The following is a 20101-nucleotide window of genomic DNA, read 5'->3' as shown; positions in this document are numbered from 1 at the left end:
GCTGCCCCTGGCAGCCGCGGCGGTGCTGCGTTCCCGGAACACCGCCTGGAAGTGACCCACGTCACTTCCAGGCGGTGTTGGCGTGGTGGTGGCCACCGTGTCACTATTCACCCACGTCTCCCCTGCCCAAAAGTTGCTGCGGGGCAGCGGATCGCGTGTCGTACCCGCCCTCTCGTGCGAGGACTGACCGCGTCCAGCGCGTACGACACCACCCCCCACACCGCACCGGTCCGACCACGCGCCCGGGTGCTCGGCGCGTCGATGCCCGACCGGTGAAACCCCTGCTGCGTGCGCCGGTCGACGCTCCGTGCCGTCCGACGTCCCGCGTCGGCCTTTCAGCACATCACCTTCACTGCGTCACCTTTTGCCGCTCACCGCTTTTTGCTCGTCTTCACCGCGCCGGCTGCACCGCACCGGCGCCTTTTCCCATTTCAGTAGAGAACAAAGGGAGCTGAGTGCGTTGACTCTACCGACCTCAGCGGAGGGGGTAACAGAGAGCCGCCGGGCCCGCTCGGTCGGTATCGGCCGCGCGCACGCCAAGGCGATCCTGCTGGGAGAGCACGCGGTCGTCTACGGAGCTCCGGCGCTCGCTCTCCCCATTCCGCAGCTCACGGTCACGGCAAGCGCCGGGTGGTCCTCCCACGCCCCCGACAGCCAGGGCGACCTGTCCTACACGATGACGGGTTCCCCCTCGCGGGCGATGGTGACGCAGGCCTCCGACGGCCTGCGCCGGCTGACCGCGGAGTTCAAGGCGCGGATGGGCATCACCGGCGGGCCGCACCTCGACGTGATCCTCGACGGCGCCATCCCGCACGGCCGGGGTCTGGGCTCCAGCGCGGCGAGTTCGCGCGCCATCGCCTTCGCCCTCGCCGACCTCGTCGGCCGCAAGCTGACCGAGAGCACCGCGTTCGACCTGGTGCAGACGTCCGAGAACATGGCGCACGGCAGGGCCAGCGGCGTCGACGCCAAGGCCGTCGGCGCCTCCCGCCCGCTGCTGTTCCGGGCGGGCCGCACCGAGCCGCTCAAGCTCGGCTGCGACGGCCTGTTCATCGTCGCGGACAGCGGCGAGATGGGCAGCACCAGGGAAGCCGTCGAACTGCTGCGGGCCGGGTTCCGCAGCCGGCCCGGCGCCCAGGAGGCCTTCGTCCGCACGGCGACCGAGCTGACCGAGGCGGCCCGGCAGGACCTCGCCGACGGCCGGGCGAAGGAGCTCGGCACGCGGCTCACCGAATACCACGAACTGCTGCGCGCGGCCGGTCTGAGCACCGACCGCATCGAGGCCCTGGTCGACGCCGCGCTGAGCGCCGGCAGCCTCGGCGCCAAGATCACCGGCGGTGGCCTGGGCGGCTGCCTGATCGCACTGGCCCAGCCGGAGCAGGCCCGGGAGGTCACCCGGCGGCTGCACGAGGCCGGGGCCGTACAGACCTGGGTCGTACCGCTGAAGGGGCTCGACAACCATGCGCCGTGAACACCCGACCGCCGTGCTCGCACCGCTGGAGCAGGACGGCTCCACCACCGCCACCGCGGTCGCGCACCCGAACATCGCGCTGATCAAGTACTGGGGCAAGCGCGACGAACGCCTGATCCTGCCCGTCACCGACAGCCTGTCGATGACGCTGGACGTCTTCCCGACGACCACCCGGGTCCGGCTCGCCCCCGAGGCCGGGCAGGACCGGGTGACGCTCAACGGCGCCCCCGCGACGGGCGAGGCGGGCCGCCGCATCACCGCGTTCCTCGACCTGGTGCGGGAGACGGCCGGCAGCCGGGAACGGGCCGTCGTCGACACCGAGAACACCGTGCCCACCGGGGCCGGTCTGGCGTCCTCCGCCAGCGGGTTCGCCGCGCTCGCCGTGGCCGCCGCCGCGGCGTACGGGCTCGACCTGGACGCCACCGCGCTGTCCCGCCTGGCCCGGCGCGGCTCCGGGTCGGCCTCCCGGTCCCTCTTCGGCGGCTTCGCCGTCTGGCACGCCGGCCCGGACACCGCCGGCGCCGACGCCGACCTCGGCTCCTACGCCGAGCCGGTGCCCACCGCCGACATCGACCCCGCGCTGGTCATCGCCGTGGTCAACGCCGGGCCCAAGCCCGTCTCCAGCCGCGAGGCCATGCGCCGCACCGTCGACACCTCGCCGCTGTACCGGCCGTGGGCCGCCTCCAGCAAGGACGACCTGACGGACATGCGGGCGGCGCTGTCGCGGGGCGACCTGGAGGCGGTGGGCGAGATCGCGGAACGCAACGCGCTCGGCATGCACGCGACCATGCTGGCGGCGCGGCCCGCCGTGCGGTACCTGTCGCCGGCGACGGTCACGGTGCTCGACCGGGTGCTGGACCTCCGGCGGGACGGCGTCGCCGCCTACGCGACCATGGACGCCGGGCCCAACGTGAAGGTGCTGTGCCGGCGCGCGGACGCCCAGCGGGTGGCCGAGGCGGTACGCGACGCCGCACCGGACAGCACGGTGCTCGTCGCCGGACCGGGCCCCGGCGCCCGGCTGCTGGACGAGGGCGGACGATGACGCCGCAGCGGACGACGACCCGGCAGCGCACGGTCGTCCGGCACGCGCCGGGCAAGCTGTTCGTCGCGGGCGAGTACGCCGTGGTGGACCCGGGGAACCCGGCGATCCTGGTGGCCGTCGACCGGCACGTCGGCGTCACCGTGTCCGGCACCGGGGACGTGGCCGGGCCCGGTGAGGCCGACGTCGTGATCTCCTCCGACCTCCTCGGTGCGCGGGCGGTGCCCTGGCGCTGGCACGAGGGCCGCCTCGTCGTCTGCGGCGCGGACGCCGCACAGCAGGCGGGCAAGGGCCTGGCCTACGTCGCGTCGGCGATCGAGACCGTGGGCCGGCTGCTGACCGAACGCGGACTTCCCGTGCCCGCGCTGAGCGTCTCGGTCGGCAGCCGGCTGCACGACAACGGCCGCAAGTACGGGCTGGGTTCCAGCGGCGCGGTGACCGTGGCGACCGTCGCGGCCGTGGCGTCCTTCAGCGGCCTGGAGCTGTCGGCCGACGAGCGGTACCGGCTGGCCATGCTCGCCACGGCGCGGCTCGACCCCAAGGGCTCCGGCGGCGACCTCGCCGCCAGCACCTGGGGCGGCTGGATCGCCTACCGCGCGCCCGACCGTGCCTTCGTGCTCGACCTGGCCCGGCGCCTGGGCGTCGACCGGACGCTCGGCGCGCCCTGGCCGGGCCACGAGGTGCGCAGGCTCCCGGTGCCCGAGGGCCTGTCCCTGGAGGTCGGCTGGACCGGTGAGCCCGCCTCCACCGCGTCCCTCGTCTCCGACCTGCACCGCCGCGACTGGCGGGGCAGCGCCTCCCACCGGTGGTTCGTCGAGGCCACCAACGACTGTGTGAGCGCCGCGGTCACCGCGATCGGGACCGGCGACAGCCAGGGCCTGCTGCGCCAGATCCGCCGGGCCCGCACCGAACTGGCCCGGCTGGACGGCGAGGTCGGCCTCGGCATCTTCACGACCAGACTGACGCGCCTGTGCGACGCCGCCGAGGCGGTCGGCGGCGCCGCCAAGCCCTCCGGGGCGGGGGGCGGCGACTGCGGTATCGCCCTGCTGGACGCCGAGGCGTCACGCGACATCTCACAAGTACGGCAACGGTGGGCCGCGGCCGGGGTGCTGCCCCTGCCCATCCGTCCCGCCCTGGAAGGGATCGAGGAATGAGCGCTCAACGCAAGGACGACCACGTCCGGCTCGCCATCGAGCAGCAGGACACCCACCGCGGGGTCAACCAGTTCGACGAGGTGTCGTTCGTGCACCACGCGCTGGCCGGCATCGACCGCGAGGACGTGTCCCTGGCCACGGCCTTCGCCGGGATCTCCTGGCCGGTGCCGATCTACATCAACGCGATGACCGGCGGCAGCGTCAAGACCGGCATCATCAACCGGGACCTGGCCATCGCCGCCCGGGAGACCGGCGTACCGATCGCGTCCGGGTCCATGAACGCCTTCATCAAGGACCCGTCCTGCGCGGACACGTTCAGCGTGCTGCGCAAGGAGAATCCGGACGGGTTCGTCATGGCGAACGTCAACGCCAACGCGACGGTCGAGAACGTGTGGCGCGCCGTCGAGCTGATCCGGGCCGACGCCCTGCAGATCCACATCAACACGGCGCAGGAGACGGCGATGCCGGAGGGCGACCGGTCGTTCTCCGCGTGGGCCGGGCAGATCGAGAAGATCGCGGCGGCCGTCGACATCCCCGTGATCGTCAAGGAGGTCGGCAACGGCCTGAGCCGGCAGACCATCGAGACGCTGAAGAACCTGGGCGTGTCCGTGGCCGACGTCAGCGGCCGGGGCGGCACCGACTTCGCCCGCATCGAGAACGGCCGCCGGGCGCTGGGCGAGTACGCCTTCCTGCACGGCTGGGGCCAGTCCGCCCCCGCCTGCCTGCTGGACGCGCAGGACGTCGACCTGCCCCTGCTGGCCTCCGGCGGGGTCCGCCACCCGCTCGACGTGGCCCGCGCCCTGGCGCTCGGCGCGAACGGCGTCGGCGCGTCCGGCGGGTTCCTGCGCACGCTGCTCGACGGCGGCGTCGACGCGCTGATCGCCCAGCTCACCACCTGGCTCGACCAGCTGGCCGCGCTCCAGACGATGCTCGGCGCGCGCACCCCCGCCGACCTGCGCCACTGCGACCTGCTGATCCACGGCTCCCTTCGGACGTTCTGCGCCGACCGGGGCATCGAGACCGGGCCGCTCGCCCGGCGTTCCAGCTCCGCCGGGGCCCTCCACGAGACGACGGGAAGCACACGATGACCGACACGCACGCCATTGCCGGGGTCCCCATGCGCTGGGTGGGCCCCGTTCGCATTTCGGGGAACGTCGCCCAGACCGAGACCCATGTCCCGCTGGCCACCTACGAGTCGCCGCTGTGGCCGTCGGTGGGGCGCGGCGCGAAGGTCTCCCGGCTGGCCGAGAAGGGCATCGTCGCGACGCTGGTCGACGAGCGGATGACGCGCTCGGTGCTGGTGGAGGCGACGGACGCGCAGACCGCGTTCACGGCAGCGCAGGCCATCGAGGCGCGCATCGACGAGCTGCGCGAAGTGGTGCGCGGGTGCAGCCGGTTCGCCCAGCTGATCGGCATCCGGCACGAGATCAACGCCAACCTGCTGTTCATCCGGTTCGAGTTCTCCACCGGCGACGCCTCCGGCCACAACATGGCCACCCTCGCCTCCGACGTGCTGCTCAAGCACCTGCTGAACACGGTCCCCGGCATCTCCTACGCCTCGATCTCCGGCAACTACTGCACCGACAAGAAGGCCACCGCCATCAACGGCATCCTCGGCCGCGGCAAGAACGTGGTCACGGAACTGCTCGTGCCGCGCGACGTGGTCGAGAACGTCCTGCACACGACGGCCGCCAAGATCGTCGAGCTGAACATCCGCAAGAACATGCTCGGCACGCTGCTCGCCGGCGGCATCCGCTCGGCCAACGCCCACTTCGCGAACATGCTGCTCGGCTTCTACCTGGCCACCGGCCAGGACGCGGCCAACATCGTCGAGGGCTCCCAGGGCGTCGTCATGGCCGAGGACCGGGACGGCGACCTGTACTTCGCCTGCACGCTGCCGAACCTGATCGTGGGCACGGTGGGCAACGGCAAGGGCCTCGGCTTCGTGGAGACGAACCTGACCCGGCTCGGCTGCCGGGCCGACCGCGCGCCCGGGGAGAACGCGCGCCGCCTCGCCGTCATCGCGGCGGCGACCGTGCTGTGCGGTGAGCTGTCCCTGCTCGCGGCGCAGACGAACCCGGGCGAACTGATGCGTGCGCACGTCCAGCTGGAACGCGAAAACAAGACCGCAAAGGTTGGTGCATAGGGCATGTCCATCTCCATCGGGATCCACGATCTGTCGTTCGCCACCGCGGAGTTCGTCCTGCCGCACACGGAGCTCGCCGCGCACAACGGCACCGAGATCGGCAAGTACCACGTGGGCATCGGCCAGGAGTCGATGAGCGTGCCCGCCGCCGACGAGGACATCGTCACGATGGCCGCCACGGCCGCCGCGCCGATCGTCGCCCGGCACGGCACCGACCGGATCCGCACCGTCGTCTTCGCCACGGAGTCGTCCATCGACCAGGCCAAGGCGGCCGGCGTGTACGTCCACTCCCTGATCGGGCTGCCGTCGGCGACCCGGGTCGTCGAGCTGAAGCAGGCCTGCTACGGCGCGACGGCGGCCCTGCAGTTCGCCATCGGCCTGGTGCGGCGCGACCCCGCGCAGCAGGTCCTCGTCATCGCGAGCGACGTCTCCAAGTACGACCTGGACAGCCCGGGTGAGGCCACGCAGGGCGCGGCGGCGGTGGCCATGCTGGTCAGCGCGGACCCGGCGCTGGTGCGCATCGAGGACCCGTCGGGTCTGTTCACCGCCGACGTCATGGACTTCTGGCGGCCGAACTACCGCGACGCGGCCCTGGTCGACGGGCAGGAGTCGATCGGCGCCTACCTGCAGGCCGTCGAGGGCACCTGGAAGGACTACACGGAGCAGGGCGGCCGCGCGCTGGAGGAGTTCGCCGCGTTCTGCTACCACCAGCCGTTCACCAAGATGGCGTACAAGGCGCACCGCCACCTGCTGAACTACTGCGGCTACGACACCGACAAGGACGACATCACCCGCGCCATCGGGCAGACCACGGCCTACAACACGGTGACCGGCAACAGCTACACCGCGTCGGTGTACCTCGCCCTCGCCGCGCTGCTCGACCAGGCCGAGGACCTGACCGGCCGGCCGATCGGCTTCCTCAGCTACGGCTCCGGTTCGGTCGCCGAGTTCTTCGCGGGGACCGTCGTCGCCGGGTACCGGGAGCACCTGCGCACCGAGGCGAACCGCGAGGCGATCGAGCGGCGCAAGCCGGTCGACTACGCCGAGTACCGCACGCTGCACGAGCACAGGCTCCCGGCCGACGGCGGCAACCACTCCAACCCGGAGCAGACCAGCGGCCCGTTCCGGCTGGCCGGGATCAGCGGCCACAAGCGCATCTACGCCAAGCGCTAGGCCGGGTCCGACTCCGCACAGCACGCCAGGAGCACCTTCCGGGCCCGTACGCGGGCGGCCCGTCACGGCCGCCCGCGTACGGGCCCGACGTGGCCGTGCACCCGCCGGCCTTGTCGCACAGATGATCACCGACCATGTGAGGGGAGGGCAGCCGAATGGACAACGGAACGATCTACCGCACCGGCAGCCCCATCAGGGAAGTCAGGATCCTCGGTACGGGTGCCTGTGTGCCGGACCGGATCGTCTCGAACGACGAGGTCGGTCGGCCGGCCGGAGTCGACGACGCCTGGATCACCCGTAAGACCGCGATCAGGGAACGCCGTTGGGCCACCCCCGACCAGGCCACGTCGGATCTGGCCACGGCCGCGGCGCGGGCCGCGATGAAGTCGGCCGGCATCACCGCCGAGCAGCTGTCCGTGATCGCGGTCGCCACGTCCACGCCGGACCGGCCGCAGCCGCCGACGGCCGCCTACGTCCAGCAGAACCTCGGCACCTCCGGCACGGCGGCGTTCGACGTCAACGCGGTGTGTTCCGGCACGGTGTTCGCGCTGTCCGCGGTCGGCAGCGTGATCCTGCGGCGGGGCGGCTACGCGCTGGTCATCGGCGCCGACGTGTACTCGCGCATCCTGAATCCGGCGGACCGCAGGACGGTCGTGCTGTTCGGGGACGGCGCGGGCGCGCTGGTCCTCGGCCCGACCACCGAGGGCCCGTTCGTGCGGCATGTCGCGCTGCACACGTTCGGCGAGCTGTCGGGCCTGATCCGGGTGCCCGCGGGCGGCAGCCGGCAGCCCCTGGACCACGCGGGTCTCGACGCCGGTCTCCAGTACTTCGCGATGGACGGGCGCGAGGTGCGCCGTTTCGTGGTGGAGCAGTTGCCGCAGCTGGTCAAGGCGTTCCTGCACGAGGCCGGCGTGGAGGCCGCGGACGTCGACCACTTCGTCCCGCACCAGGCCAACGGCGTGATGCTCGACGAGGTCTTCTCGGGCCTGGCCCTGCCCCGCGCCACCATGCACCAGACGGTGACGCACTACGGCAACACGGGTGCCGCCTCCATCCCGATCACCCTGGACGCGGCCGTCCGCGCGGGCGACATCCGTCCGGGCGAACTGATCCTGCTGGCCGGCTTCGGCGGTGGCATGGCCGTGAGTTTCGCCCTGGTCCAGTGGTGAGGCGGGCCCGCACAGGGCCGCTTCCCGCCAGCTGAATGCCGCTTGTCCCGAAGTCGAAAAGGTTGTCCCGCATGTCACTCGCCCTCGACCCCGCCGCCCAGGATCTGCTGTTCCGCGAGGCCCGTACGGCCAACACGTTCACCGACGAGCCGGTGACCGACGAGCAGATCCGGGCGATCCACGACCTGGTCAAGTACGGCCCGACCGCGTTCAACCAGTCGCCGCTGCGCATCGTCCTGGTCCGCTCCCCCGGGGCCCGCGAGCGTCTGGTGCAGCACATGACCCCGCCCAACCGGGCGAAGACGGCCGCCGCGCCGCTGGTGGCGATCCTCGCCGCGGACAACGAGTTCCACGAGGAGCTGCCCCGGCTGTTCCCGCACTTCCCGCAGGCCAAGGACGTGTTCTACGCCTCGCGGGAGGTGCGCGAGAAGTCGGCCCACCTCAACGCCGCGTTGCAGGCCGCGTACTTCATCATCGGCGTCCGCGCGGCCGGCCTGGCCGCCGGGCCGATGAACGGCTTCGACCACGCCGCCGTCCAGAAGGAGTTCCTGGACGACGACCACACCCCGCTGATGGTCGTCAACATCGGCCGGCCGGGCCCCGACGCCTGGTTCGCGCGCTCACCGCGCCTGGGCCTCGACGAGGTCGTCACCACCGTCTGAGAACCGCCGCCGCACCGGGGTGCCGGCCGGGCCGGCGCCCCTACTTGCCGTCGGGGGTCCGGTGTTCGGTGTGCGCGGGCCACAGTTCCCGCAGGATCCGCAGTTCCTCCGCGGTGAGCGGGACGTCCTCGCGCAGGCGCTCGGGGTGGGCGGGCGGCGGCCCTCCGGGGCGCTGCCGCGGCGGCTGCTCGTCCTCGGCGTACTGGGCGGCGAAGGGGTCGTGCGCGGCGCCGAACGCCACCAGGGACTGCCAGAGCCGTCGTACGAAGTAGTCGGCCAGCGCCCGTCGGCCGTTGCGCAGCCACCGTCTCATGTTCGCCTCCTCCGCACCGTCGCCGGTCGCGTCCTCCACAGGCTTCCAAGGCCCGCTCGCGGATCGCTCGAGGACGGCACGGGTGCGGTTGCGCTCGGCGTCAGTCGATGCCTCGTACGAGGTGGGACTCCAGCTCGTCCTCGTCGATCCCGGCGAGGAGCAGGGGTGGGATACGGAACAGGGAGGTGCCCGCCGGCTCCTCCGCCGGCCTGCCGTCCTCCTCTTTGGTGTCGTACACCTGGTCCTCCCGCTGGTTCGTCGTCAGTAGGGGTGGTGGTACGGCGCCCGCCGCGGGTGCGGTGCCGGCGGCCGGGCGGGGTCATCCATGCCACGGTGCAGGACGGCGAACGAGGAATCCTGGAGCTGGGGATGAACGGCGGTGGAACCGCGTCACGTCCCGGCCGCGGTGGCGTCCTCCAGGGCCCGGGCGAGATGGCGGGCCCGCTCGTACTCGTCCGCGGACGCGCCGGCGAGCACGACCCGCGGCGGGCGGCCGCCGTCCGCCGCGATCCGCCGGGCGATCTCGCAGGCGAGGACACCGGCTCCGGAGTAGCCGGCGAGCAGCAGGGAGGTGTCGGCGCCGGGTGCCGCGAGGGCGGGCCGTGCGCCCTCGGCGTCGGTGCCGGCGGCGAGCACCAGCAGTTCGTGCGGGCCCGAGTAGGTGCGGGCCAGCAGGTCGTAGCAGGTCTCGGGGGTGTCCGGCGGCGGTATCAGGCAGATCCTGCCCGCCCGGTCGCGGCGTGCCTCGCGCAGGGTGACCAGCGGGCCGCTGGTCCGCTCGCCCGCGGGCGGCGCCTCGGCCGGGCGCGCCGCCACGCTGCCCTTCAGCAGTTCCAGGGCCTCCCCGACGGTGGTGGACTCGCCCGCCGACAGCGGCAGTGAACGCAGCAGCAGGGCGCTCTGCGCGAGCAGTTCGGCGGCCTCGTCCTCGTCGAGCAGGGAACGGTCGTGCACTCCGGTGAGGACCAGGCCGCCGGTGGTGTCGTGGTGGGCGAGCAGACCGATGGGCAGGGAGGAGCGGGCCGGCAGGGTGCCGGGGAACTCGGCGTGCAGGCCGTGGGCGGCGAGTTCGTTCTCCAGGCCGTCCACGGGATGCGGCGGGTCCTCGAAGACGATGACGGTGTCGGCGTCCGTGCCGCCGCGGTTCCAGGCGCGGATCCAGTCGGCGGGCACCCATTCGTAGGCGGCCATGTCGAGGGCGCGGTCGCGCAGTTGCCGCAGCAGCCTGGGGACGGTGCCCGCCGGGTCCACCTCGACGGACATCGGCAGGGGATTGCGCAGCGGTCCGGGCAGCCGGGCCGCGCCGTCGAGCGGGATGCCCCGGCCCGACACGGTCACCGCGAAGCAGACCGGGGCCGGTCCGGTGGCGCCGGAGGCCCAGTAGATCAGCATGGCCCAGACGGCCTGGAGCACGCTGCTCTCGGCGGTGCCCCAGGTGCCCGCCCAGCGCGCGAGGCGGCTGGTGTCGACGGGGTCCAGGCGCAGCCGGGCCCGGCCGATGCCGGTCAGGCCGGTGGTGCCGGCGGACCGTCCCGGCCGGGACGCCGCGCCGTCGGGCGGCGCGCTGCGCGCCCAGAACCCCCGGGCGGGTTCGGGGTCCTGGGCGGCGATCCAGGCGGTGTAGTCGCGCAGGTCGGGGCGGCGCTCACCGCCGGGCAGGGTGCCGCCGGCGAGGTAGGCGCGGTAGAACTCGCGCAGCAGGATGTGCGCGCTCCAGGTGTCGAGCAGGGCCCGGTGGTAGGTGACCAGGATCCGGGTGGGTGCGGCGGTCCGGGCGGACGGGGTCTGCTCGGGCTCCAGCAGGGTGAGGCGCAGCGCTCCGGGGCGGCTCAGGTCGAAGCCGCGCAGCCGGTCCTGTTCCAGGAGGGGGGACCAGTCGCCGTTGCGGACGACGCGGCGGGTGATCTCGGGCGCGACCCGGTCGTGCACCACGAGGAGGGGTTCGGAGCCGCCGGTGAACGCGGTGCGCAGCACCGTCTCGCAGTCGAAGACCGACTGCCAGGAGGCGGTGAAGCGCCGGGTGTCGAGCGGGCCGTGCCAGACCCAGACGAGCTGTTCGACATGGCGTCCGGTGCCGGGCTGTGCGTCGCCGCCCGTGTACAGCGCCGACTGCTGGGGGGTGGCCCGGAAGGCGAGCGGCACCGGGGCGACGGGTACGTCGGCGAGTTCCTTCAGCAGTCCCCGCAGCAGGTGTTCCAGGGTGGCCGCGGAGGTGTCGGTGACGCCGTCGGGGTGGCCGGTCACCCAGTCGATGCCGATGTGCAGCCGGCCGCCGGCGATCCCGGCCCGCACCTCGACGGGGTGGGTGGGCCGGCCCGGTGCGGGCAGGGCGGCGCCGGGCAGTGGCTCGCCGGTCTCGTCCAGGGTCAGACAGGCCCGGGCGGGCGGCAGGTCGCGCAGGGCACGGCGCAGCGACGGGTCGGGGCTCCACTCCCGGCAGGCCCCGAAGCCCGCGCCGCCCCCGGCGCGGCCGGCGCAGGCGGCCAACGGCCCTGCGAGCGCCGTGAGTTGGCCGAGCAGGTCGCGGCCGGTGTCCACGGTGAGCTGGACCGGGTAGGGGTCGGTGAGCCGGCCCACGTGGCGTCGCAGGCTGCGGCGCCCGGCCCTGGGGTCGCTGCGTACGTCGAAGCCGACCTCGCCGGATTCCTGCCAGCGGGCGAGGGCAAGGGCGAACACACCGGTCAGGACCTGTCCGGTGGTCAGCGCGAGCCGCCGGGCCAGGCCCTGGGCGATCCGCTCGGTCGCGTGCTCGTCGAGGGTGAACGCGGTACGCCGCTGCCGCCGCCCGCCGTCACCGCGCACGCCTGCCACAGGGCCGCCGTCACCGCGTACGCCTGCCACAGGACCGACGTCACCGCGTACGCCTGCCGCAGGGCCGTCGGCGGCGGCCTGCCCGTCCCCGGGTACGCCTGCCGCACGGCCATCGGCGGCGGCCTGCCCATCACCGCGCACCGCTGCCGCAGTGCCGTCGGCGGCGGCCTGCCGCCCACCCGGCCCGGTGTCCGGCGCGTCCACCGGGACGGTGCCGGACACGTCACCCGGTACCGGCCCGGCGCCGGCCCCGTCATCAGGCGACGCCGCTGCCTCGGTCACGGCGTCGGTCACCGCACCGTGCGGCCCGGGTGTCCGGGCGGGCCCGGAGAACCCGGCCGCCCGGGACCTCAGTTCGGCGACCAGGCTCCAGTGCTGGGCCTCGGCGGAGTCGCGGGCCAGTTCCCGCAGTTCGGTGACCCAGTCGGCGAGGCCGTCCGGCACGCGCCGCGCCCGCGCCCGCGCCGGGAGACGACCCGCGTCCGCCCCGCGGGTGTCCGCAGCGGGGGCCTCCGCACCGAGGGCGGCCGTACCCAGGGCGGCCGTACCCAGGGCGGCCGTACCGAGCGCGGTGGTCAGGTCGTCGAGCAGGACGCGCCAGGACGCGGCGTCGACGGCGAGTTCGTGGGCGAGCACGACGAGCCGGTCGGCACGCGGTCCGGCCGGGCGGCGGTCCCTGGCGAGCAGGGCCCGCAGTTGGACACCGGCGTACGCGTCGAGCGTGCGGCCGGCCGCGTCCAGGAGCGCGGCGAAACCGGCCTCGTCGGTGAACTCTCCCTCCACCAGCGGGTCCTGCCCGCGCCCGGCGTCGTCCCCGGACCTGGTCTCCGCCGTGCGCCAGCCGTCCGCGTGATCGAGGCGGGCGTGCAGTTGCGGGTGGGCGGCCGTGACGGTGCGCAGTGCCTCGCGCAGCGTGCCCGCGTCCGGCACCGTCTCCCGTTCGACGAGTACCGCCTCGTACCGGTCCCCGGCGCCGCGCGCGAGCGCCGCGCGCTGGGCGGGGGTCAGCGGACGGTCGGCGGGCGGCGGCGGTTCGGTGAGCCGGTCGGCGACGCGGCCCGGGACGGAGGCGGTGGGCGCGCCCTGCGGTGCGCAGAACCGCAGGGTGTGGTGGTCGGGCCCGTGCCGCAGCAGCCGGTGCTGCCAGGCGGTCGGGTCCGGGTCGCCGGCGGTGAGCTCGACCAGGAGGTGTTCCAGTGCGGCGGCGTCCAGCGGCCCGCGCAGTTCGAGGTCCCACGGCGTCGCGTGCGGAGGAGGGCCGGGGCTGACGACCACGGAGATCGGCGCGTGCGGGAAGCGGTGAACAGTCATGGTGTCCGGGTGTGCGGTCCGCTGCGGGTGGCCGGGTCCCCTCTCTCCTTTCTGCGGGCGCGGAACGGGCTTTCGGGTTTCTCTGGAGCGGCTCTGGCGCCGTGCCTACGGGCGGCCTTCCGGGTCCGGCCGGTGGGGCCGTGGCGGAGGGCGAAGCCGCGCCCGGGGCCCGGGCGGGGCCTGGCAGGACGTCATGTTCGGGCCCGTTGGGGCCGGAGTGGAAGAAGCGAATGCGACACGACCGGACGGCGGGACGCACCAGGGCCTGACCTGGCCGTGCTGCCTCTCTCCCATGACGGCCTCCGCGCCTGCCGGTGTCCACAACGGTCGGGCTGAGCACGCTAATGGCAGTACGTGCCCGAAGTCCGTTTTCCCAAGTGGGTGTGCAGCGGTGTCCGAGCCGTGCCCGAGAACGGCAGGCGTCGGCGCCGCGCCGCGGCGGGTTCAGGGGGCGTCCGCGTCGAACGCGGGCCGAAGCCGTCGTGGATCTGCTGCTGGGCGCGGTGTGAGAGGGCGCGGGTCTCCAGGACGGTCGCCCGCCGCGCCCCGGGCGGCTCTCGGCGGCTCGTCCGGGCCGGGAAGAGCACGGCAGGAGTCCCGGACGGCACCGGCTCAAGGGTGCCTGTGCCGGTGACCACCGCGCGGTTGCCTGCCGTGTCCGGACCGGAGCCACGGTACTGGGCACGCGACGAGCCGCCGCCGGCGACTGGATCGGGGCTCGACCCGTTCCCGAGTGGTCGGCGGCACGTCCGGCGGACCCGGCCGTACGGCCGTCACAGCATGCGGACGGCGCTCTCCGCGTGCAGCTTGGCCAGGGACAGCAGGGCCAGGCAGTGGTTGCCGAGGGCCTCGCGCGCGTACCGGCGGGCGTCCGTGAGGCCGGCGTGCTCGCCCAGCACCGCGGTGATGTGGTCCTCGCGCAGCACGACGTTCTGCCGCGCGGCGACGGTCACGCCCGTCTCGTCCGGGACGACGGACCATTCGCCGGTGTGTGCCGCCAGCAGTTCGGGGGTCGCGGTCTGCTTCCAGACGATGCGGCCGGCGTGCGGGAAGCAGATGCGCACCGATTCGGTGCTGTGCGCGCCGTACTCGTTCAGCGTCTGCATGGTCATGCGCTGCACTCCGGGGGTGTCCTCGGTGAGGCCGACCCGGGTGACGTGCGGCACCAGCTCGGGCCAGTCGGCGGCCCGGTACAGGAAGTCGTAGGCCAGCTCGGCCGGGCCCTTGATGCGGATCGAGTCCTCGAAGGAGAGCATCAGTTCGTCCAGGCGCGTCCACTGCTCGGCGAAGTGCTTGAGGTCGGCGAGCTGGGTACGGCTGTACCGGTCGGCGCCCCGCTCGCCCCATGTCACGTCGTCGGGCAGGTCGTCGGTGACGCTGAAGTCGTACCGCAGTCGCAGCTCGGTGTCGTGCGGGCCTTCCTCGCGGACGCTGAGGACGCCGCCCGGCGCGTGCAGCGAGGAGACGGGCAGTTCCTGCCGGAATTCGACGCGGCGCTCCACCGGGTCCAGGTGCCGCCAGGTGGTCCACGACTTCAGCGGGCCGTCCATGATGCACCACATCCGCAGGCGTTCCCGCTCGCCGTCGAATTCCAGGCGCTCCACATGGACATTCGGGGAGAAGTAGAGCGGCCACTTCGACGCGTCCGCTATCAGTGCGTAGACCACACCGGCGGGCGCCGCCACCTTTATTTTGCGCGTCGCCCTGCCCACACGCTCACCAAACATCTGAACACCTCTCTCTTCACCTGGCCCCGGCCGGGCCGCGAACAGAATTCAGACGACGGAATGAGAACCGCTGGAGCGGGAGCGGAATGAGGGTCGAATGAAGCGCTGAGCGAGCAGACGTGAACCGGCGCGCGACGGAATGTTGTTCACGGCTCCACCGGGGGACGCCCGAGGGAACGGGGCCGGTGGGCCGGAACGCGGGATCAGCCGACGGGCGCGGGTTCTCGGACCAGCCGGCGGGTGACGCGACAGGCGCGGCCCAGGAGCCGCGGCAGTTGCCGGCCGCGTACGAAGAAGTGGTGGCCCGGGACGGTGCGCAACCAGATGGGGCCCACGGTCCACTGGCGCCAGCTGTCGGCCGTGGAGGGCGGGGCCAGCGGGTTCTCCCGCGAGGCGACGACGAGCACCGGTGTGGTGAGCGGGCCGGCCGGGGAGGGCCTGCGGGCCGCCTCGTCGAGGGACTGGGCCAGCTCCAGGTCGGCGCGGAGCACCGGCAGCATGGTCCGCAGCCAGATCCCCTCGTCGCTGGTCGGCGGCACGGCGCCGGCGCCGCTGAGGACGTGCAGCAGTTCGGCGTCCGTCGCCCCGCGGGCGTCGGTCAGTTCGGCGGGCGCGTGCGGCGGCGAGTAGGCGCCGACGGCGAGGAGCGCCGGGCCGGGCAGGCCGGCCTCGTGCAGGGCGCGCGTCACGGTGAGCGCGATCATCGCGCCGAGACCGTGCCCGTACAGGACGTACGGGCCGGGGTTCGGGTCGGCGAACCGGGGCAGCACTTCGGCGAGCAGCGCCTCGTGGGTGGTGACGCGGGGTTCGGTGCGCCGCCCTGGCGAGCCCGGCATGTGGACCGGGACCGGTTCCACGCCGGGGCCGACGTGCGCGGCCCAGTCGTCGAAGGCGGAGACGCCCTCGGCGGAGTGGGCGAAACAGTGGAGTCGCACCGGCTGTTCGTCAGGCATGGCATCCTCCTCTACCGCCCTGGTCCCGCACGGGCGGATTCGAGGATCGCCGGACCGCCTCGAGTCCCGCTGGAGACCGGACCGAGGCCGCCCGTCGGCGGTACGCGGCCTAGGCCGCGTACCGGTCGAAGGTGGAGCCGCGGCGCGGGCCGGCCACCACGTCGAGTTCCGGATCGACCGCGAGCATGGCCTGGTGCAGGCGCTGCAGCTGCGGGGAGGGTTCCACGCCGAGGTCCTCTATCAGGCCCTCGCGCAGCTTGCGGTAGACGTCCAGGGCGGAGGCCTGCCGCCCGGACCGGTACAGGGCCACCATCGCCTGCGCGTGCAGGCCCTCGTGCTGGGGGTGACGGGCGATCAGGTCGGTGAGCTCGGCGATCAGTTCGGCGTGCCGGCCGAGCCGCAGGTCCGCGTCGATGCGCCGCTCAATAGTCACCAGCCGGGACTCCTCCAGGCGCATGACCTCGATCTCCAGGACCGGCCCGAGCCGTACGTCCACCAGCGCGGGCCCCTGCCACAGGGCGAGGGCCTGCCGGAAGCAGCGGGCGGCCCGTTCGTCCTCGCCCTCCTCGAAGGCCTCCTGGCCCTCGGCGACCAGGCGTTCGTAGGTGTGCACGTCCACCGACTCCGGCGGGATCTGCAGCAGGTAGCCGCCGTGCCGAGTGGCCAGAACGTTCTTCGCCGCACCCGGTGCGTCCGGCCCCATCGCGGTTCCGAGGCAGCGGCGCAACTGCATGATGTACGTCTGCAGAGTCGTCATTGCGCTCTGCGGGAGTTCCGTCCCCCAGATCTCCTCCATCAGCGTCGAAACGGGCATGACGCGGCTCGGATACAACGCAAGCAGGGCCAGAATCTGTCGGGGCTTCCCGGCGGTCGGGACGATCGACCCCCCGTTCACGGCGGCACACAGCGGACCCAAAACCTGAATCTCCATGGTTCCCTCCGTTCGTCGTCGGGCACTCCCGATGGCGGAAAGTCGTCGGCGAACTTGCACGCTAGCCGTACCCGCGGCGGAGGAATCGGTTCCTTCAGCGATGTTTGAGCAATCCTCAAAGAACAAACAAAAGAGGTAAACCAAATTCAAAGAATCGCAAAAGCGAGACGAAAGACAGGCTCGCTGGAGAATCGACCGAAAAAGCACACTGAAATACTTGAAAATCCTTCTCCCCGCACTCGACCCCCACCGGCCGGGCCACCGGGCCGCGCACGGCTACGACCGTGCCGCCGACGGCCGGGCCAACGGGCCGGCCGACGGGTCCACCGCTCAGCCGCCCCTCAGCCGCCCCTCAGCCGCTCCGCTCAGGCACTCGCGGGCGTCGCCCGCTGCTCCGGCGCGGTCTCGGGTCCGGCCATGAGGATCAGGCGCTGTATTCGCCGCAGCTCGGCCGACGGTTCGAGCCCCATCTCCCGTACGAGGGTGGCCCGCAGCCGCTGGTACGCCTCCAGCGCCTCGCTGCGCCGCCCGGAGCGGTGCAGGGCCAGCATGTACTGGCCCCGCAGGGTCTCGTGCGTGGGGTAGCGGTTGACCAGGACGGTGAGTTCGGCGAGCAGGTCGCGGTGCCGGCCGAGCCTGAGGTCCGCCTCGATGCGCTGGTCGAGCGCGAACAGCCGGGTTTCCTCCAGGCGCCGGGCCTCCGTCTGGAGCTGCTCGCCCGCCTGCACGTCGGCGAAGGCGGGCCCGCTCCACAGGTCGAGGGCCCTCCTCAGCTGCCGTGCCGCGCCCTGGAGGTCTCCGGCGTCCATCGCCCGGTAGCCCGCGCCCGCGAGCTGCTCGAACTCCCGCACGTCGCTGGTGCCGCCGCCGCTGTCGAGGAGGTAGCCGCCCGGCAGGGTGACGAGGACGTCCTTGGCCGTGCGCCCCGCCCCGTCCTTCGGCCGGCCCGCTTCCAGGGCGGCCCCGATGAGTTCGCGCAGCTGGAGCACATACGTCTGCAGCGTGGTGCGGGCACTGCGCGGCGGCGTGAGGCCCCACAGTTCCTCGGTGAGCGACGCGACGGAGACCACCTGGTCTGCGTGGAGCGCGAGCAGGGCGAGCACCTGGCGCGGCTTCGGCGCGGTGGGCATCACGGAGACGCCGTTCTCCCTGACGTCCAGGGTGCCCAGTACCTTGATGTTCACGGGGTTTCCCCTATCTCGTGCCCGAGTACTCCGGCCGTCCCGCGGCTGCCGGCTGCGACGCCGACAACGACCACATTAAAAACAGCGCAACCGGTCTGTCAAAACCAAACCGCACGGTTCGTATTTTTGTACCAGAGCCGGAGTCTCGGTTCCCTACCGCTCGGAGGCGTCCGCGGCAACCGTGCCCTGTGCGGTTTCGGGTGCGGCGGTCGGCGGCCGGGAACCCGCGCACACCAGCGTGGCCAGGTCCTGCCGGTCGACGAGCCTCGGCAGCAGCAACTCCCAGAAGCGGGTGATGTTCTGCCGGGCCAGCCAGGAGGCGTCCGCGCCGCCGAGCACTTCCAGACCCACGGTCGCGGCGACGATGACACGGGCGGCGTCCGACGAGGACACCCCCTCCGCGAGCGCGCCGCTGCGCTCGGCCCGGCCCAGGCTGTCCTCGACCCATTGCCGCCACTGGGCGCGCAGCGGGGACTTCGTCCGGCGCGTGATGTCACTGGCCAGCTCGAAGCCGCCGCGGACGACGACGTCCTGGACCAGGCTGCGCATCAGGTCGTGCGTGGCGTCCACCACCGTCTGCAGGGAGTCGCCCTGCCGGGCCCGCGCCGCCTCGGTGAGCCGGCGAACGGCCTCGGTGGCCTCCGCCTCGACCGCTTCGGCGAGCATGCTCTTGTTGGCGAAGTGGAAGTGCAGCGCCCCGTTGCTGACACCGGCCCGTTTGCTGATGGCGCCCAGCGACGCGGCGACGAAGCCCTCCTCGGCGAACACCTCGGCCGCGGCCTGAATCAGCGAACGCCGCGTTCGGGCAGCTCGTTCCTGTTTGACCATGTGCTGTCTCCTGGGCAACGGGACGTCGTAAAGTCGGCAGAAACACCGACATCTCGCGCCGCTTGCAAAGTACACCTGACGTGGGGGTTCGCCGTGTTCACGAGACGGCGGTTCGGTGCGCTTGCTGTGCAGCACCGTCGGCGACGCATGAAGGGCAGGGTCGGGGCTCGGAAGCGGTCGCTGACCTCGGCCAGGCGCCACTCGACCGCTCGGCAGGGGGCATCAGCTCCGCCCGGCGCTCCTCGGCCGTACGGGCCCGGGGAGCCTCGAGGCCCTCGGTCCCGGCGGTCTGCCGGCGGAGGACTCCGACGCCGGCGCACCGACCGTCTCCGGTACGGCCGCACGGCCCCGTGCGTCGGTCGACTCCGTATCGCGCGCGGAGGGCTTCCTCACCACCGCCATGACAGCCCCCTTTCCTGGGTCGGCGCGGGCACGGTCATAGAAACCGCGTGCTCAGAGTAACAAACCGCGTGGGCGGTTTCCATATGGCGGACGGACATGGCCGGTCACTGATGCCGACCCGATATCACTCGCGATGTCCGCCACTGCGCGACGGCTGGTGGACCCCGGTGCGTCCGGCCGGTGCCGGCAGGTACGGCTCAGTCCCCGCTGCCCGCTTCGCGGTTCTGTACGTGCCCGGCGACCAGCGAGAACAGCGTCACGGTAAGTACGGGCCGGGCAGCCTTGTCGCCGTCGCTGTCATGGGTCCTTCCTCGCCTCCGGTCCACGGTGCACGGCGGGGCTCGAACCACGCTCAAGTGACCTTGGGGTGCCCGGAACGCCGTATGAGCCACGAAGGGCTGTGTCCCCCAAGGCAGGGGTCAGGACCGTCCTCGAAGGCGCTGAGCAGCGGTCACGGGCAACGCGTCGACAATAGCGGCCGACCGCGGCACGGCGGCGCGGGGCGGCACTGGGCAGCGTTGGGGCGGCGCGCTGCGGCGCGGGGCAGCGCGTCGGCCGGGCTTCGCGCCGCCTGGCGGCAACCGGCGGACTGCCGCCGGGAACTGACTGAGGGGCCGCCATGGGGGCGGCCCCTCAGTCAGTCCCACAACGCTCGCTGGTGCCGTACCGCGCTGCTACTGCGCGGGTTCGGGCTCCGGTGTGTTTTCGGTTTCCGTCGTGTCCGTCGGGTCGGTGGGGGTTTTGACGGAGTCGAGGAGGAGTTGGGCGACGTCGACGACCTGGATGGTTTCCTTGGCTGTGCCGTCGTTCTTCTTGCCGTTGACGGAGTC

At 72.9% G+C, this 20101-nt stretch carries 16 protein-coding genes; 8 read left to right on the top strand and 8 right to left on the bottom strand.

The window, feature by feature from the left end; genetic code table 11:
* Positions 1–460 precede the first annotated feature (460 nt).
* The 8 genes from mvk to QC282_RS26875 all read left to right on the top strand — a co-directional run bounded on the left by mvk (position 461) and on the right by QC282_RS26875 (position 8811).
* Positions 461–1468 (top strand): mevalonate kinase, encoded by a 1008-nt coding sequence (mvk, locus tag QC282_RS26910; RefSeq protein ID WP_279552161.1) that lies wholly within the window; start codon positions 461–463, stop codon positions 1466–1468.
* Complete coding sequence (mvaD, locus tag QC282_RS26905) at positions 1458–2510, top strand: diphosphomevalonate decarboxylase (RefSeq protein ID WP_279552160.1); 1053 nt, start codon at positions 1458–1460, stop codon at positions 2508–2510. The genes mvk and mvaD overlap by 11 nt, the downstream gene beginning before the upstream one ends.
* The gene (locus QC282_RS26900; protein WP_279552159.1) at positions 2507–3661 is read left to right on the top strand and encodes a phosphomevalonate kinase; all 1155 of its coding nucleotides are present in this window, start codon (positions 2507–2509) and stop codon (positions 3659–3661) included. The genes mvaD and QC282_RS26900 overlap by 4 nt, the downstream gene beginning before the upstream one ends.
* On the top strand, positions 3658–4749 hold the full coding sequence (fni, locus tag QC282_RS26895; RefSeq protein WP_279552158.1) for a type 2 isopentenyl-diphosphate Delta-isomerase: 1092 nt from the start codon (positions 3658–3660) through the stop codon (positions 4747–4749). The genes QC282_RS26900 and fni overlap by 4 nt, the downstream gene beginning before the upstream one ends.
* Positions 4746–5807, top strand: a complete 1062-nt coding sequence (locus QC282_RS26890) for a hydroxymethylglutaryl-CoA reductase (protein WP_279552157.1) — start codon at positions 4746–4748, stop codon at positions 5805–5807. Before fni ends, QC282_RS26890 begins: the two co-directional genes overlap by 4 nt.
* Positions 5808–5810: 3 nt before the next feature.
* Positions 5811–6980: a hydroxymethylglutaryl-CoA synthase gene (locus QC282_RS26885; protein ID WP_279552156.1), complete on the top strand. Its 1170-nt coding sequence runs from the start codon at positions 5811–5813 to the stop codon at positions 6978–6980.
* A gap of 155 nt (positions 6981–7135) precedes the next feature.
* The gene (locus QC282_RS26880; protein ID WP_279552155.1) at positions 7136–8149 is read left to right on the top strand and encodes a ketoacyl-ACP synthase III; all 1014 of its coding nucleotides are present in this window, start codon (positions 7136–7138) and stop codon (positions 8147–8149) included.
* A gap of 71 nt (positions 8150–8220) precedes the next feature.
* A complete protein-coding gene (locus tag QC282_RS26875; protein ID WP_279552154.1) occupies positions 8221–8811 on the top strand; it encodes a malonic semialdehyde reductase in 591 nt (196 codons plus the stop codon).
* A 40-nt stretch (positions 8812–8851) separates the two neighbouring features.
* Here the strand turns inward: QC282_RS26875 and QC282_RS26870 are convergent, their stop codons facing one another.
* From QC282_RS26870 to QC282_RS26835, 8 genes are all read right to left on the bottom strand, one after another.
* Positions 8852–9124 (bottom strand): DUF6059 family protein, encoded by a 273-nt coding sequence (locus QC282_RS26870; protein WP_279552153.1) that lies wholly within the window; start codon positions 9122–9124, stop codon positions 8852–8854.
* 100 nt (positions 9125–9224) lie between these two features.
* Positions 9225–9362, bottom strand: a complete 138-nt coding sequence (locus QC282_RS26865) for a hypothetical protein (protein WP_279552152.1) — start codon at positions 9360–9362, stop codon at positions 9225–9227.
* 152 nt (positions 9363–9514) lie between these two features.
* The gene (locus QC282_RS26860) at positions 9515–13246 is read right to left on the bottom strand and encodes a condensation domain-containing protein (protein ID WP_279552151.1); all 3732 of its coding nucleotides are present in this window, start codon (positions 13244–13246) and stop codon (positions 9515–9517) included.
* Positions 13247–14019: 773 nt separating this feature from the next.
* Positions 14020–14973, bottom strand: a complete 954-nt coding sequence (locus QC282_RS26855) for an aromatase/cyclase (protein ID WP_279552150.1) — start codon at positions 14971–14973, stop codon at positions 14020–14022.
* Positions 14974–15176: 203 nt separating this feature from the next.
* Positions 15177–15926: a thioesterase II family protein gene (locus QC282_RS26850; protein ID WP_279552149.1), complete on the bottom strand. Its 750-nt coding sequence runs from the start codon at positions 15924–15926 to the stop codon at positions 15177–15179.
* A 109-nt stretch (positions 15927–16035) separates the two neighbouring features.
* On the bottom strand, positions 16036–16857 hold the full coding sequence (locus tag QC282_RS26845) for an AfsR/SARP family transcriptional regulator (protein WP_279552148.1): 822 nt from the start codon (positions 16855–16857) through the stop codon (positions 16036–16038).
* A gap of 365 nt (positions 16858–17222) precedes the next feature.
* Positions 17223–18041, bottom strand: coding sequence for an AfsR/SARP family transcriptional regulator (locus QC282_RS26840; RefSeq protein ID WP_279552147.1), 819 nt, complete (start codon positions 18039–18041; stop codon positions 17223–17225).
* Between the two features lie 153 nt (positions 18042–18194).
* On the bottom strand, positions 18195–18869 hold the full coding sequence (locus QC282_RS26835; protein ID WP_279552146.1) for a ScbR family autoregulator-binding transcription factor: 675 nt from the start codon (positions 18867–18869) through the stop codon (positions 18195–18197).
* Positions 18870–20101: the final 1232 nt, after the last annotated feature.

This window comes from Streptomyces sp. DH24, from assembly GCF_029813775.1.
Taxonomy (GTDB): domain Bacteria; phylum Actinomycetota; class Actinomycetes; order Streptomycetales; family Streptomycetaceae; genus Streptomyces.
Note: the sequence above shows the minus strand (reverse complement) of the source record. Positions and strands in the feature narration are given on the sequence as shown.